Genomic DNA, 14,026 nt, shown 5'->3' with positions numbered 1-14,026 from the left:
CATGCTTCGGATCTACAGCTTGATGCTGGCGTTTACCCTGACCCTCACCGGTTGTGCCTCCTGGTTCGAAGACGACGCGCCACCGCCCCACGTATCCCTGGTAAAAGTCGAAGTGGTGCGGGCCAAGCTGCTGGAGCAGAAGTTCAAGCTGTACTTTCGCGTGGATAACCGCGATGACGACGACCTGACCGTGCGCGGCCTGATCTACAAGGTGACTCTGGGAAATTTCGTGCTGACCGAAGGCGAGTCCAATGAATGGCTCACGGTGCCGCCACGGGGCCATAAATTTTTCCGGGTATCGGTGCGCACCAACCTCTGGCCACAGATCCGCGATGTGGTGCAGATGCTGAAAAAACCCGACCACCCCGTGCCATATCGCTTGGAAGGCGAGCTCAAAACCGGATTATTCATCGGTTATGACGTGCAGGTGGCCCACAATGGCGAGATAATCCCCGGCGATTTTATTCCGGAGCGACATCAATGACTCAGCAACCCCATGTCCATGGTCCTGACTGCAACCACGATCACGATCACGATCACCATGATCACGACCACGGCCATGTCCACGGCCCGAACTGCGGCCACGCTCACCAGGAGCCGGTGCGTAATGCGTTGAAGGACGTTGGCCGCAACGATCCTTGCCCGTGCGGCAGTGAGAAGAAATTCAAGAAGTGCCACGGGGCGTAATACGCCACGCGCAAGATCCAAATGTGTAAACGGGCTTGTGTGGGAGCGGGCTTGCTCGCGAATGCGGTGAATCAGTCACTGGATTCATATCTGACCCACCGCTTTCGCGAGCAAGCCCGCTCCCACATTGGACCGCGTTTCAAGTTCAGGTTTTGCGTTGGAACTGCAACTCAACTTCCAGCCCCCCACCCTCCCGATTCCTCAAACTCAACCGCCCCTCATGCGCCCTGGCGATGGTGTGAGCAATGCTCAATCCCAACCCATACCCGCCGGTCTCGGCATTGCGTGACCCCTCCACCCGATAAAACGGCTCCATCACCTGCTCCAGCTGTTCCTGGGAAATTCCCGGGCCCCGGTCGCTGATGATGATCTTCAAGCTGTCTGCCTGGTCCTCGACCCGCACCACCACGTCGCGGCCATAACGCACCGCGTTTTCCAGCAGGTTCTGCACGCACCGTTTCAGGCTGCGCGCATACCCCGGCAATGGTTGTTTCGCCCGGCCTTCGATGCGCACGCTTTCGCCGACGTCTTCCAGATCCGCCTGCAGGCTTTGCAACAAGGCATTGATATCGATATTTTGCCGCGCCTCGTTGATTTCGCCGCTACTGACAAAATCCAGTGTGCTGGCAACCATGTGCTCCATTTCTTCCAGGTCACTGCGAAAACGCTCACGGGTGCGGGTGTCATCAAGCATCTCGGTGCGCAGGCGCAGGCGTGTGATGGGTGAGCGCAGGTCGTGGGAAATCGCCGCGAGAAAGCGCGTGCGTTCGGCGATGTTGGCGATCAGGCGTTGCTGCATCGCATTAAACGCCTGGGCGGCGCGGCGCACTTCGGTGGGACCATCTTCTGATAACGGCGGGCGCTGGATGTCGCGCCCCAACGCTTCGGCCGCCTTGGCCAAGGCGTTGAGCGGGCGGATGGCCAGGCGCACCGCCACCAGGGCAATCACCACCAGCACCAACACCCGCAGCAGATAAATGCGCATCACATAGTCGAACAACAGGTCCAGCGGCGAGGTGCTGGTCCAGCCCTGTTCCTCGCGAGCATCCACCTGCAACCAACGCCCATCCGGCAGGCGCAGGTCGATCAGGAATTGCCCCACCACCGGCTTGGAGCCGAGCAAGGTGGAGAGCCCGGCGGTTTGCCCTTCACCGTCCACCAGGGACAGTTGCAAAAGAATCAGGGTCTGGGAGTAACCGGTTTTCTCCGACAGTACCTTTTTAAGCAATCGCTCCGTAGGCCGGTCACTGTCGTGCAAGCTGCTGGGCACCGCGCTGGCCTGATCGCTCAGGGTCAGATGAAAGTGTGGGCTGTCGAGCAGCTTGATCAGTTGATCAGCCTGCTGCGGGTCGCTGTGCACCAGGCGCACTATGTCGGCCAGCCGCGTGGCGATCAGCCGTGCGGGAATTTCCAGCACCTGGCCATGGCGGCGGTCGTACCAGATGCTGCTGGTCAGGGCTTGGGCCGCAAGCATGCCGCTGACCAAAATCAGCACCAACCGACCGAACAGCGAACGCGGCAGCAGTCTCACGACTCCAGCGCCACGTCGTCGGCGGTGAGCATGTAACCCTCGTTGCGCACCGTCTTGATCAACCCGGCCGGCAGTTGTGAGCGCAAGCGGCTGACGCACACGTCGATGGAACGGTCGAACGGCGTGCTGTCTTTGTCGAACACATGGTTGAGCAAAAAGTCGCGGCTCAGGGGCCGATTGGGATGCTGCAACAACAGGCGCAGCACGCGGTAATCCGAGTTGCCCAGGCTGACCACCACCCCGTCCGGCGACAGTAATTGCCGCGCCCGCGTGTCCAGTTGCCAGCCGGCAAAGTGAATGCTCGGCGCCTCATCCAAGCGCGCCCGGTCGGGAAAACTCTGCACACGGCGCAGCACCACCTTGATGCGCACCAGCAACTCACGGGGGTCGAACGGCTTGGGCAGGTAGTCGTCGGCACCGATTTCCAGCCCGACGATACGGTCGATCAGCGAGCCCTTGGCGGTGAGCATCACCACCGGCGTGTTGGAACTTACCCGCAGTTCGCGGCACAGGCTCAGGCCGTCTTCGCCGGGCAGCATCAGGTCGAGGACAATCAGGTCGATGACATTCAATTCCAGGCGCCGACGCATCTCCTTGCCATCGGCGGCGGTGGAGACCTGGAAGCCGGCATCGCTCAGGTAGTCGCAGAGCAACTGGCGGATTTGCGGGTCGTCATCGACGATCAGGAGGTGGTCTTGCTTGGCCATGGGCAGTCAATCCGAAAAACTATAAAACGCAGCAAATAGCCGAAAGTTCAGCCAGCTGTGTACGCAAATGTAATGGAATGTTGTAGGAACCGATAATCACGCATCAGCGATACAAAGCCAGGGCATGGCAGGTGAAATCGCTCTTTAGACTACCGAACCTAAATGAGAGTAATTGTAATTTAGACTCGGATGTATCCTATGCCACCGTCCATCACATTGCCCACACCCCGTAGCCATGCGCTGCAAAATACCCTGGCCCCGATGTTCGGCTTGCTTGCCGCAGGCAGCGTAACCCCGGTTGCCTGGGCCGACGCCACCAGCGCTACCACGAATGACTCGGTGCTGAGCCTGCCGGAAATCAAGGTCGACGGCGAAGCCACTTCCACCTTCAAGGTCGACCGGGTCACCTCGACAAAAATCAGCCAGCCGCTGTTGGATGCGCCGCAAAGCGTGACCATCGTGCCCCAGCAGGTGCTCAAGGAACAAAACGCGCAAACCCTGCAGGAAGTGCTGCGCAACGTGCCAGGCATCACCTTTATGTCCGGTGAAGGCAACCTGGGCTGGGGCGATCTGTTTTCGATCCGCGGCTTCTCGTCCGAACAAAGCCTGACCGTGGACGGCGTGCGCGATGCCGGCATGTCCACCCGCACTGACACCTTCAACCTGCAACAGGCCGAAGTGTTCAAGGGCACCGGCTCCATCGAGTCCGGGGTTTCCGCCGTGGGCGGCAGCGTCAACCTGGTGAGCAAAGAAGCGCACCTGGGTGATGCCAACCGAGTGTCCGCCGGTATCGGCACCGACGCGTACCGCCGCCTCACCGCCGACCTGAATAAACAGCTGAACGACACCACCGCCGTACGCGTCAACCTGATGAAGCACTACAACCAAGTGTCCGAGCGCGACGATGTGGACTACGACCGCTGGGGCATCGCCACCTCGTTCGGCTTTGGCCTGGGCACCGACACGCGCTTTTTCATCGACACCTTCTACCAGAAAGACACCAACACCCCGGACGGCGGCGTGCCCATCCAGCGCGGCACCAACGGCGACCGCATGCCCGGCGTGAAACGCTCCAACTGGTACGGCGACTCCAGCCTCTACACCCAAGAAAACAAAACCACCTCGCTGACCGCACGTTTCGAGCACGACTTCGACTGGAATGACGCCAACCTGCGTAACCAGACCCGCTGGGAACGCAGCGACAACTTCGCCGTGCTGTCCCCGGCACGTTTTTTCGCCGCCAGCGCCAGCGGCGGTAAAACCTGCACCGGCACCCGCTGTGCGACCTTGGGCTACACCGGTGTAGGCCCGATCAGCCAAGTGCCGGGCAGCACGGTGAATGCCTACACGGACTACGTGAATAACAGCAACACCGCCTACGGCATCCTGCGTGGCAGCGACTTTGGTTTGTCCAAGCGCTACACCATCCTGGATAACCAGACCGACTTCAGCTTCAAGTTCAATACCGCCAGCCTGCAACACGCCGTGGTCTCGGGCCTGGAGTTCTACCACGAGACCTACGGCGGCCTGAAACGCAACGCCGAAGTGCCGGACGGCAACATGCTGTTCGACATGAGCAACCCCAGTCATAGCTTCGCCAGCACCTATGTCACCAAAGGCGTCGGCGAGCCACGCTCGGTGATCGACAACGCTGGCATCTACCTGGGCGACACCGTCACCCTCAACGATCAATGGCAAGTGTTGGGCTCGCTGCGCTACGACAACTGGCAGGCCGAAACCCGCCAACGCGGCCAGGCCACTACTAGCAGCAGCGACGGTGCGGTCAGCGGTCGGGTGGGCGCAGTGTTCAAGCCGTTGCCCAACGGCAGCATCTACGCGTCCTACAGCGAAGCGGCACAACCCTCGGCACTCGGCGCGTCCACCAACAACCAGATCTACGGTGCTGCAAGCACCAGCAATTACAGCCCGGCCAAATCCAAGACCTACGAGCTGGGCACCAAGTGGGACATCGCCCACGACATGCTGAACGTCACGGCGGCGATCTTTCGCACCGAGCTGGAGAACTCCTGGGAATACCAGGACGGCGAATCAGCCCCGGTACGTGCGCTGCCGGCCAAGCGTGTAGACGGTATCGAGTTGGGCCTGCAAGGCAATATCACCCCGCGCTGGACCGCCTACAGCGGTTTCTCGGCCCTGAAAAGTGTGCAGACCAAAGGCATCAACAAAGGCGCCGAAGCCAAGAACGTGCCTGACCTCACCGCCAACCTGTGGACCACCTACGCCGTCACCGACGCCCTGAGCCTGAGCTACGGCGAGCAATACGTGGGCCGACGCCGCTACACCGACAACAAGTACGTCGGGGGCTTGAACAACAACAGCAGCTACGCCAGCGGCGCCTCCGGCGTTTACGCGATCTACACCCGCGACCACGAAAAAGCCCCTGGCTACTGGCTGAGCAACGTGGCCGCGCAATACAAGGTGAACAAGGACACCACGGTCAACCTCAACCTCAACAACGTGTTCAACACGTTCTATTACAGCCAGGTCGGCGCCTCCCTCGACGGCTTCCAGCTCTACGGCATCCCCGGCGCCGGGCGCACCCTCACCGCCAGCGTCGATTATGAATTCTAAATTTCCCGTATCAGGAGCCCTTGCCATGCGCACACCCCGTCAACTGCTCAAACTCGGCGTGCTGTTTGCCGCGCTGGTCCTTGGCCATGCCGAAACCGCTGCCGCACAGCAAGTCACCGATGTGCTGGGCCGCAAGGTCGAAGTCACCGACAACGTAAAGCGCGTTGTCCTCGGTGAAGGCCGGCTGATTTCGGCCTTTGCCTTGCTCGACCGCGATGCGCCGTTCCAGCGCATCGTCGGCTGGCAGAACGATATGAAGCTGCTGGACCAGCACACCTACAACGCCTACGTCGCGAAATTCCCGACAGTAAAAGACATCCCCCTGATCGGCCAGGCGTCGGAACAAAGCGTGAGCGCCGAGGAAATCCTCTCGCTTAAACCGGACCTGGCAGTGTTCAGCATTTCCGGCCACGGCCCCACCGAACACAGCCCGGTCGCCGATGTGCTAGCCAAGGCCGGCATTCCGGTGTTGTTCGTCGACTTTCGCATCAACCCGGTGCAAGGCACCCACACCAGCATGAACGCGCTGGGCCAGGCATTGGGGCGCGAAGATCAGGCCAAGGCGTTCCTGGATTTCTATGATGCGCACATCAAGGTCATCACCGACGCCGTGGCCACTTTGCCTGCGGGCCCGCGCCCCAGTGTGTTCCTCGAACTGCTGGCCGGCGCCTGGCAAGCACCGGGGCACACCACCGGCAAGAGCGGCATGGGTGAAGTGATCAAGCTGGTGGGCGGGCGCAACATCGCCGCCGATGTGGTGCCGGGGGCGCTGGGAGATATCAGCGTGGAGTACGCGCTGAAGGCTGATCCGGATGTGTATGTCGCCACCGGCAACCACAAGCCGGGGTTGATCCTGGGGGCTGGCGTAACCACCGATGAAGCCCGCGAAGCATTTGACCGGGTGCTGGCGCGTCCAGAATTCGCCAACCTGCGTGCTATTCGCGAAGGCAATGCCCACGGCCTGTGGCATGACTTTTACAACTCGCCGTACAACCTGCTGGCGATTGAAGCGTTGGCCAAGTGGGTGCACCCGCAGGTGTTCGCCAAGCTGGACCCGCAGGCGACCATGGAACAGATAAACGAGCAGTTCCTGGGGATGCCGTTGCAGGGTGCCTACTGGATCGACACCAAGGTCACTGCAGAAACGCGGTAAACCATGTGGGAGCGGGCTTGCTCGCGAAAGCGGTGGTTCAGGCAACTATTCAGTGACTGACACTACGCATTCGCGAGCAAGCCCGCTCCCACATTTAGATCTCCATTGCTTTTGAAACCGTGTGAACCTCATGACCACTCAAACCCTCGACCTCGCCAGCGCCACCCACGGCTACCGCCGCCTGCTCGCACGGCGTGCCTGGCTGCTGGCCGCGCTCGGCACCGCACTGGTCTGCGCCATCCTGGTGGACCTGGCCAGCGGCCCATCGGGCATGGGGCTCCTGGCCTTGCTCGACGGAATTGTGCACCCGTCCCACTTGAGCGCCACCGACCAGGTCATCATCTGGAACGTACGCCTGCCCTACGCACTGATGGCAGTGCTGGTGGGTTGCGCACTGTCGTTGGCCGGGGCCGAGATGCAGGCCATTTTGAATAACCCGCTGGCCAGCCCGTTTACCTTGGGCGTGTCATCGGCGGCGGCCTTGGGTGCGTCCCTGGTGATCGTGTTTCCGGTGACCACGCTGTGGGTGTCGGCCAACACCGCAATCTCTATCTCTGCCTTCATCTTCGCGGCGGCCTCGGTGTTTTTGCTGCAAGCCATGTCACGCCTGCGCGGCGCCGGGGTAGAAAGCCTGGTGCTGTTCGGCATCGCCCTGGTGTTCAGTTGCAATGCGGTGGTGGCCTTGCTGCAACTGGTGGCCACCGAAGATGTGCTGCAACAACTGGTGTTCTGGACCTTGGGCAGTGTCACCCGCGCCAACTGGGACAAACTGAGCATCCTGGCCCTGGTGGTCGCAGTGGTGCTGCCGTTTTCCTTCACCGCCGCGCCGCGCCTGACCCTGCTGCGCATGGGCGAAGACCGTGCGCAAAGTTTTGGCGTGGATGTGAAACGCCTGCGGTTTTTCTCGTTGTTGCGCATCAGCTTGTTGTCGGCCACCGCCGTGGCGTTTGTAGGCACTATCGGATTTATCGGCCTGGTGGGTCCGCATATCGCGCGGATTCTGGTGGGCGAAGACCAACGCTTCCTGCTGCCGGCCAGCGCCTTGACCGGGGCGTTGCTGCTGTCGCTGTCGTCGATTGCCAGCAAGTTGATCATGCCCGGCGTGATCGTACCGGTAGGCATTGTCACCGCGTTGGTGGGCGTGCCGATTTTTGTCGTGTTGGTGTTCAAGCGCGGGAGGCAGTTATGAGCAAAGGGTTGAGCATCCACCACGCCAATGTCAGTTATGGCCGGCGGCAGATCGTGCATGACCTGAGTTTGCCCACCTTGCCCCACGGCAGCCTGACCGCCTTGATCGGCCCCAATGGTGCCGGCAAGTCGACCTTGTTGCGCGCCGTGGCCGGGCTGGAAAAGATGCAAGGCGTTGTGCGACTGGGTGACCTCGACCTGTCGGCGATGTCCGTGGCCGAACGTGCACGGCGCGTCACCTATATGCCGCAAAACCTGCCGCCGGGCTTGAGCCTGAGCGTGATGGAAAGTGTGATCGCCGCATTGCGCGTGGCCAATGTGGACGGCATCCCACTGTCCAGCGACGCGTGCCTGCGTGAAGCGTTCGAGGCCTTGCAGCGCATCGGCATTGCCCACTTGGCCGATCAACTGTTGAGCACCTTGTCCGGTGGCCAGCGCCAACTGGTCAGCCTTGCCCAACTGATCGCGCGCCGCCCCCAAGTGATGTTGCTGGACGAGCCCACCAGCGCCCTCGACCTCAATTACCAATTGAAAGTGATGGACTGCGTGCGCGACCTGGTGCGCGAACACAACCTGATCGCCGTGGTGGTGCTGCACGACATCAACCTCGCAGCGCGTTTTGCCGACCGTATCGCCGTGTTGCGCCAAGGCCGCCTGTATGCCAGCGGTGCCGCCGATGACGTGCTCGACCCGCTGCTGTTTGCCGAGGTGTACCGCGTGCGGGCGCGCATCGAGCGCTGCTCCCAGCAGTCGTTGCAGGTATTGGTGGATGGGGCCGTGTGATTTGCTTCTAAGGGTATGCGCAAATGTTTCATTGAATTTTCGTACACCCAGCATCACCTATACCTACAGGCATTCGCTCAATTGGAGAGCTTCATGATCGACCTGTATTACTGGACAACCCCCAACGGTCACAAAGTGTCACTGTTCCTGGAAGAAGCCGGCCTGCCCTACGAGGTACACCCGATCAACATCGGCCAGGGCGACCAGTTCAAGCCAGACTTCCTGAAGATCGCTCCCAATAACCGCATCCCGGCCATCGTCGATCACAACCCGATCGACGGTGGCACGCCACTTTCGCTATTTGAGTCCGGCGCCATCCTGTTGTACCTCGCGGAAAAAACCGGCCAGTTCATTCCACAAGACCTACGCGGTCGCCAAGAAACCCTGCAATGGTTGTTCTGGCAAATGGGTGGGTTGGGGCCGATGGCAGGTCAGAACCACCATTTCAGCCAATTCGCACCGGAGAAGATCCCCTACGCGATCAAGCGCTATGTCGACGAAACCGCGCGCCTGTATGGCGTGCTGGATCGGCGCCTGGCGGATCGTGCTTTTGTCGCGGGCGAGACCTACAGCATTGCCGATATGGCGATCTACCCGTGGATTGTTTCCCACAAGTGGCAAAGCCAGCGGTTGGAAGATTTCCCGCATCTGCATCGCTGGTTTAACAGCATCAAGGAGCGGCCGGCGACGGTGCGGGCGTATGAGTTGGTGCAGAAAGTGAACCCGCCGAAGTCCTGATCTTAAGTCGTACAGGGTCTAAATGTGGGAGCGGGCTTGCTCGCGAATGCGGTGGATCAGTCAATGCAGATGTGATTGACCCACCGCATTCGCGAGCAAGCCCGCTCCCACACTTAAATCTCCACCCGTCTTAAGTTCTCATCCAATTGCCAAAACTCCCGCTTGCGTCGTATCGCCGCGCTCACTAACGTAGCGCCTTTACTGACGCTACCCCCCGCAGGAGCTTTGCCATGGCCTCGCCAGCCCTCTCACATTTTCTTCCCCGGTTCGGCGTTGCCGCGGCAGTGGCCAGTGCATTAAGCCTGGCCGGTTGCCAACTCCAGAGCACCCAGGACACCTTGCCGCCGGTTGCCGGCGTGCAACCGATCAAAGGCCTGGCACAAAACGTGTCGGTGCGCCGCAATGCCCAAGGCATGCCGCTGATTGAAAGCAACACCTTCCACGACGCGCTGTTCAGCCTCGGCTATGTGCACGCCAGTGACCGCATCACCCAGATGGTCACCCTGCGCCTGCTGGCTCAGGGCCGTTTAGCGGAAATGTCGGGGCCGCAGGTGCTGGATGTCGACCGTTTCATGCGGGCGGTCAACCTGAAAAAAAGCGCCGGCGAGCTGTACAACGCCTCAAGCCCGCGTCTCAAGCGCTTCTTTGAGGTGTATGCCCGTGGCGTCAACGCCTATCTGTTCCGCTACCGCGACAAGCTGCCGCCAGACCTGGCCCAGACCGGCTACAAGCCTGAGTACTGGAAGCCAGAAGATTCGGCGCTGTTGTTCTGCCTGCTGAATTTCAGCGAGTCGGCCAACCTGCAAGAAGAGATTGCGTCCCTGGTGCTGGCGCAAAAAGTCGGTGTCGACAAACTCGCCTGGCTCACCCCAAGCGCCCCGGATGAAGCGATCCCGCTGGCCGAAGCCGAGAAACTCAAAGGCGTGGCCCTGAGCCAGATCACCGGCCTGGCCGGTCTGGATGCCGTCACCCAGCAACTGAGCAGCCTCAATTCCCTGGCGGTTACCACATCGAGCAACTGGGCCATCGGCCCGCAACGCAGCCGCAGCGGCAAAAGCCTGTTGGCGGGTGACCTGGCCGCCCAGCCACAGGCGCCGTCGCCGTGGAACTACGTGCAGATCCGTGCACCGAAATACCAGGCAGTAGGTGCATCGATTGCCGGTTTGCCAACCCTGTTGTCCGGCTTCAACGGCAAGGTGGCGTGGAGCATGAGTACGGTCAAGGGCGACACCCAGGACCTGTTCCTGGAAAAGGTCAAACGCCAAGGCAGCGCGCTGTACTACGAGAACAACGGCAAATGGCTACCTGCCGGCGTACGTAACGAAACCTTCTTCGTCAAAGGCCAACGCTCGATTCGCGAAGTGGTGTACGAAACCCGCCACGGCGCCCTGCTCAACAGCAGCCAGGCGCTGACCACCGGCTTGGGCCTGGCCCTGCAAACCGCCGACTTCAAGGACGACAAGAGCCTGGACGCGTTCTTCGACCTGTCCCGCGCGCAAAACGTCGCCAAAGCCTCGGACGCCACCCGCGAAATTCGCGCCATCCCGCTGAACATGCTGTTCGCCGACGCCAGCAACATCGGCTGGCAAGTCACCGGTCGCTTCCCCAACCGCCGCGAAGGCGAAGGCCTGCTGCCGTCGCCGGGCTGGGATGCGCGGTTTGACTGGGACGGCTACGCCGACGCGATGCTGCACCCGTACGACCAAGACCCGGCCCAAGGCTGGATCGGCACTGCCAACCAACGCACCGCACCGCGCGGCTATGGCATGCAGCTGTCCAACTCATGGGATGCACCGGAGCGCAGCGAGCGCCTGGCGCAATTGGCCAATGCTAGCAAGCACGACAACCGCAGCATGATCGCCATGCAGTACGACCAGACCACTACTTTTGCCGCCAAGCTCAAGACCATGTTCCAGGCACCGGGCATGGCCCAACCGCTGAAACAGGCGATTGATGCGCTGCCAGCGGCCGAACAGGCCAAGGCGCGTGAGGCGCTTAATCGCCTGATGGCGTTTGATGGCCGCCTGGTGTCGACCTCCGCCGACGCCGCGCTGTACGAACTGTTCCTGCAGGAAAGCACCAAGCAGATCTTCCTCGACGAGCTTGGTCCGGAAAACAGCGCCAGCTGGAAGGCATTTGTCAGCAACGCCAGCCTGTCCTACGCCGCCCAGGCCGACCACCTGCTGGGCCGCGAAGACAGCCCGTTCTGGGATGACGTGCGCACCTCGCAAAAAGAAGATAAACCGGCGATCCTGGCCCGTAGCCTGGCCGCCGCCATCACTGCTGGCGACAGCCAACTGGGCGCTGATCACAAGGCCTGGCAGTGGGGCAAGTTGCACAGCACCACGTGGAAGAACAGCAATGGCCAAGTGATTCGCGGCCCGCTGGCCTCCGGCGGCGACCACAACACCTTGAACCCTTCGCCGTACAACTGGGGCCAGGACTTCAACACCACCCAGGTGCCGGCGCTGCGCATGATCGTCGACTTCGGGCAGGTAGAGCCGATGATGGGCCAAGGCGGCATCGGCCAATCCGGCAACCCCGCCAGCCCGAACTATGCCAATGGCATCGACCCGTCGCTCAAGGCGCAATACTTGAGCTTCCCGATGCAGCCGCAGAACTTTGAGAAGGTGTATGGCAAGGCTCGGTTGACCCTGACCCCCGGTAAGTAACTGCATAAACCGGATCAAAATGTGGGAGCTGGCTTGCCTGCGATGGCGGCGTTTCAGTCACTGAAAGAATGACTGACAGGACCTCATCGCAGCATAGGTATCTACACAACTTTGAGTCTTGCGCTGGACCTGTGGGAGCGGGCTTGCTCGCGAAGGCGGCCTGTCCTGCGGCTGAGTTTTGCTGGATGTACACCGGTCTAATGTGGGAGCTGGCTTGCCTGCGATAGCTATGTGTCAGGCGCTACAGGGGGGTGGTCGGAGTACATATCCGTTATTTGGGTAACGGCTACTTAGGGTTCCGCCCTTACGGCGGCTCACTTTGGAAAAGCCTGTACGGACCGGACACATGGTTGACACCTGTGCGGGGACATGGTGGACACATTATGCCCCGTAGTCAGGGTTATTCACGTCGAAGGTCCGTAGAAATTGATGGCAGAAGTAGACGTCAAACAAGCCATCTCTTTCAGCGTTAGGGCGTATTGCGATGTGTTGTCCACGCAGACCTTTGGCGATGCTGAAGTAGCGTTTCTGAAAGCGAAATCGACTGTCATACACCTTGGCCAGCACATCATCTGGGCCGTATTCAAACTCCGACAGTTGCCGTGGATACGCCCAAGAGCTGCTCCGATAGCGGTCCATAGGTACCTTGTAGCCCAGCGCCTGATGAGGACGCTGCAGGTTATAAACCTCACGCCATTGATCAAAAGCCGATTGAGCGTCCATCAGTGTGGAAAAGTACCGCCCATCAAGCACTTCTGCTTTGAGCGAGCGGTGGAAACGCTCGATCTTTCCATTGGTCTGAGGGTGGTGAGGGCGGCTGAAGCTGATGCGGATTCCAAGGCGAATCAGCCAGATACTCAGCTCTGAAACCTCACCCGGATTGCGTGGCGAGCCCCAGGGAGGACCGTTATCGACGTTGATCCGAACCGGCAAGCCATAGCGCTGAAAAACCTCGATCATCTTCTCCTTCACCGTGGCTGCCCGTTCATTGTCACAGGCCTCAATGGCTAGGCTGAACCGGGAGTGGTCGTCCAACAGAGTCAGGGGGTGGCATCGACCTTGTTGCAGTGCGAAATGCCCTTTGAAATCCATCTGCCAAAGATCATTAGGCGCGTCGTGTTCAAATCGCAGTGTCGCCGCATGTTCCTTCTGAGGCGGTTGAATCAGGCCATGCCGATGCAAGACATTGGTGACGGTGCTGGGAGCGATGCGCTTTTCCAGCAGGCTACTGATTGTGCGTCCACCCCATGCCGGATGAGCCTGTCTAAGCTCGATGACTTGTGTCTCCAACGCTGTCTGGGTCAGCTTGGGGCTATTCGCTGGTCTGCGGGACTTCTCTTGCAGGCCAGGCTGACCCAGCGCCTCGTAGCGTTTGAGCCACTTGTACGCTGTTTGCGGGCTGATACCGAATCGTCGACATAGCTCACGTTTGTTGCTACCGGGTTGCCGTGCTAAGGCAACGAACTCTTGTTTCAGGCTCATGGCGTCTCTCGTAGTCCAAGGCATGATGGCTTTCCGGCGAAGTTGACTCGCCGCAAAGTGTCCACCATGTCCCCGTACACCCGTCAACCATGTGTCCGGTCCGTACAAAAAGCCCCAAAGTAAGCAAAGGGCTCTTGCCCCACCACTCGGCACCTCGCCTAGGCTCGGTGTGCCCTCACTCCGGCTTGAATCCGTGGGCCGCCGCAATGGGCCATCCATGGCCCAGTGCGGCTAACCCGGCGTCCTGCCGGGTTACCCACGGATTCAAGCCTGCGTTCGGCCAGCGTGGTTTAACGGGGCGCTTAGATCAAGATCAAAAGCCAAATCAAAAGCCAGAGCCAGAGCTTCGGGGTCGGTCAGGTTCAATCGTTGTGTAGATACCTATGCTCATCGCAGGCAAGCCAGCTTGTATGGTTAGACTTGTAGGGGTGGTGGGACTAAAAGCCAGCATCTGACTCTAGCCAGTACAGACCGTGGGAGACTTCGCCCCACC

11 protein-coding genes are annotated in these 14,026 nt (G+C 60.4%); 8 read left to right on the top strand and 3 right to left on the bottom strand.

Going from position 1 to position 14,026, the window contains the following annotated elements:
- Position 1 precedes the first annotated feature (1 nt).
- On the top strand, positions 2-484 hold the full coding sequence (locus ACLD1Y_RS18500) for an LEA type 2 family protein (RefSeq protein ID WP_429479291.1): 483 nt from the start codon (positions 2-4) through the stop codon (positions 482-484).
- Positions 481-687: an SEC-C metal-binding domain-containing protein gene (locus tag ACLD1Y_RS18495; protein WP_034137262.1), complete on the top strand. Its 207-nt coding sequence runs from the start codon at positions 481-483 to the stop codon at positions 685-687. The genes ACLD1Y_RS18500 and ACLD1Y_RS18495 overlap by 4 nt, the downstream gene beginning before the upstream one ends.
- A 145-nt stretch (positions 688-832) precedes the next feature.
- On the opposite strand, the gene ACLD1Y_RS18490 is transcribed toward ACLD1Y_RS18495, so the two are convergent.
- Both ACLD1Y_RS18490 and ACLD1Y_RS18485 read right to left on the bottom strand, forming a co-directional pair.
- Positions 833-2,218, bottom strand: coding sequence for an ATP-binding protein (locus ACLD1Y_RS18490; protein ID WP_429479290.1), 1,386 nt, complete (start codon positions 2,216-2,218; stop codon positions 833-835).
- Positions 2,215-2,925, bottom strand: a complete 711-nt coding sequence (locus ACLD1Y_RS18485) for a response regulator (RefSeq protein ID WP_429479289.1) — start codon at positions 2,923-2,925, stop codon at positions 2,215-2,217. Before ACLD1Y_RS18485 ends, ACLD1Y_RS18490 begins: the two co-directional genes overlap by 4 nt.
- 210 nt (positions 2,926-3,135) lie before the next feature.
- Here ACLD1Y_RS18485 and ACLD1Y_RS18480 point away from each other — a divergent pair, with 210 nt between their 5' ends.
- The 6 genes from ACLD1Y_RS18480 (at position 3,136) to ACLD1Y_RS18455 (ending at position 12,051) form a co-directional block, all read left to right on the top strand.
- Positions 3,136-5,517 carry a TonB-dependent receptor gene (locus ACLD1Y_RS18480; RefSeq protein ID WP_429479474.1) on the top strand — a complete coding sequence of 794 codons (2,382 nt, stop codon included), beginning with the start codon at positions 3,136-3,138 and terminating at the stop codon, positions 5,515-5,517.
- Positions 5,518-5,542: 25 nt separating this feature from the next.
- Positions 5,543-6,670, top strand: a complete 1,128-nt coding sequence (locus ACLD1Y_RS18475) for an ABC transporter substrate-binding protein (protein ID WP_429479288.1) — start codon at positions 5,543-5,545, stop codon at positions 6,668-6,670.
- A 130-nt stretch (positions 6,671-6,800) separates the two neighbouring features.
- Positions 6,801-7,859, top strand: a complete 1,059-nt coding sequence (locus ACLD1Y_RS18470; RefSeq protein WP_429479287.1) for a FecCD family ABC transporter permease — start codon at positions 6,801-6,803, stop codon at positions 7,857-7,859.
- Entirely contained in the window at positions 7,856-8,641 is a 786-nt protein-coding gene (locus ACLD1Y_RS18465; protein WP_429479286.1) for an ABC transporter ATP-binding protein, read from the top strand. Before ACLD1Y_RS18470 ends, ACLD1Y_RS18465 begins: the two co-directional genes overlap by 4 nt.
- Positions 8,642-8,734: 93 nt before the next feature.
- Positions 8,735-9,379 (top strand): glutathione S-transferase N-terminal domain-containing protein, encoded by a 645-nt coding sequence (locus ACLD1Y_RS18460; RefSeq protein ID WP_429479285.1) that lies wholly within the window; start codon positions 8,735-8,737, stop codon positions 9,377-9,379.
- Between the two features lie 230 nt (positions 9,380-9,609).
- Complete coding sequence (locus ACLD1Y_RS18455) at positions 9,610-12,051, top strand: penicillin acylase family protein (protein WP_429479284.1); 2,442 nt, start codon at positions 9,610-9,612, stop codon at positions 12,049-12,051.
- A 381-nt stretch (positions 12,052-12,432) separates the two neighbouring features.
- On the opposite strand, the gene ACLD1Y_RS18450 is transcribed toward ACLD1Y_RS18455, so the two are convergent.
- Positions 12,433-13,557, bottom strand: coding sequence for an IS481 family transposase (locus tag ACLD1Y_RS18450; RefSeq protein WP_429479283.1), 1,125 nt, complete (start codon positions 13,555-13,557; stop codon positions 12,433-12,435).
- Positions 13,558-14,026: the final 469 nt, after the last annotated feature.

The organism is Pseudomonas sp. 18175 (assembly GCF_050432925.1).
Lineage (GTDB): Bacteria > Pseudomonadota > Gammaproteobacteria > Pseudomonadales > Pseudomonadaceae > Aquipseudomonas.
The sequence above is the reverse complement of the archived record's forward strand: the minus strand, read 5'-3'. Positions and strand labels throughout refer to the sequence as shown.

Coding starts and splice junctions, on each gene's coding strand:
- ACLD1Y_RS18485 (WP_429479289.1), bottom strand. CDS start 2,925: ATGGCCAAGCAAGACCACCTCCTGATCGTCGATGACGACCCGCAAATC.
- ACLD1Y_RS18460 (WP_429479285.1), top strand. CDS start 8,735: ATGATCGACCTGTATTACTGGACAACCCCCAACGGTCACAAAGTGTCA.
- ACLD1Y_RS18465 (WP_429479286.1), top strand. CDS start 7,856: ATGAGCAAAGGGTTGAGCATCCACCACGCCAATGTCAGTTATGGCCGG.
- ACLD1Y_RS18455 (WP_429479284.1), top strand. CDS start 9,610: ATGGCCTCGCCAGCCCTCTCACATTTTCTTCCCCGGTTCGGCGTTGCC.
- ACLD1Y_RS18450 (WP_429479283.1), bottom strand. CDS start 13,557: ATGCCTTGGACTACGAGAGACGCCATGAGCCTGAAACAAGAGTTCGTT.
- ACLD1Y_RS18495 (WP_034137262.1), top strand. CDS start 481: ATGACTCAGCAACCCCATGTCCATGGTCCTGACTGCAACCACGATCAC.
- ACLD1Y_RS18475 (WP_429479288.1), top strand. CDS start 5,543: ATGCGCACACCCCGTCAACTGCTCAAACTCGGCGTGCTGTTTGCCGCG.
- ACLD1Y_RS18500 (WP_429479291.1), top strand. CDS start 2: ATGCTTCGGATCTACAGCTTGATGCTGGCGTTTACCCTGACCCTCACC.
- ACLD1Y_RS18470 (WP_429479287.1), top strand. CDS start 6,801: ATGACCACTCAAACCCTCGACCTCGCCAGCGCCACCCACGGCTACCGC.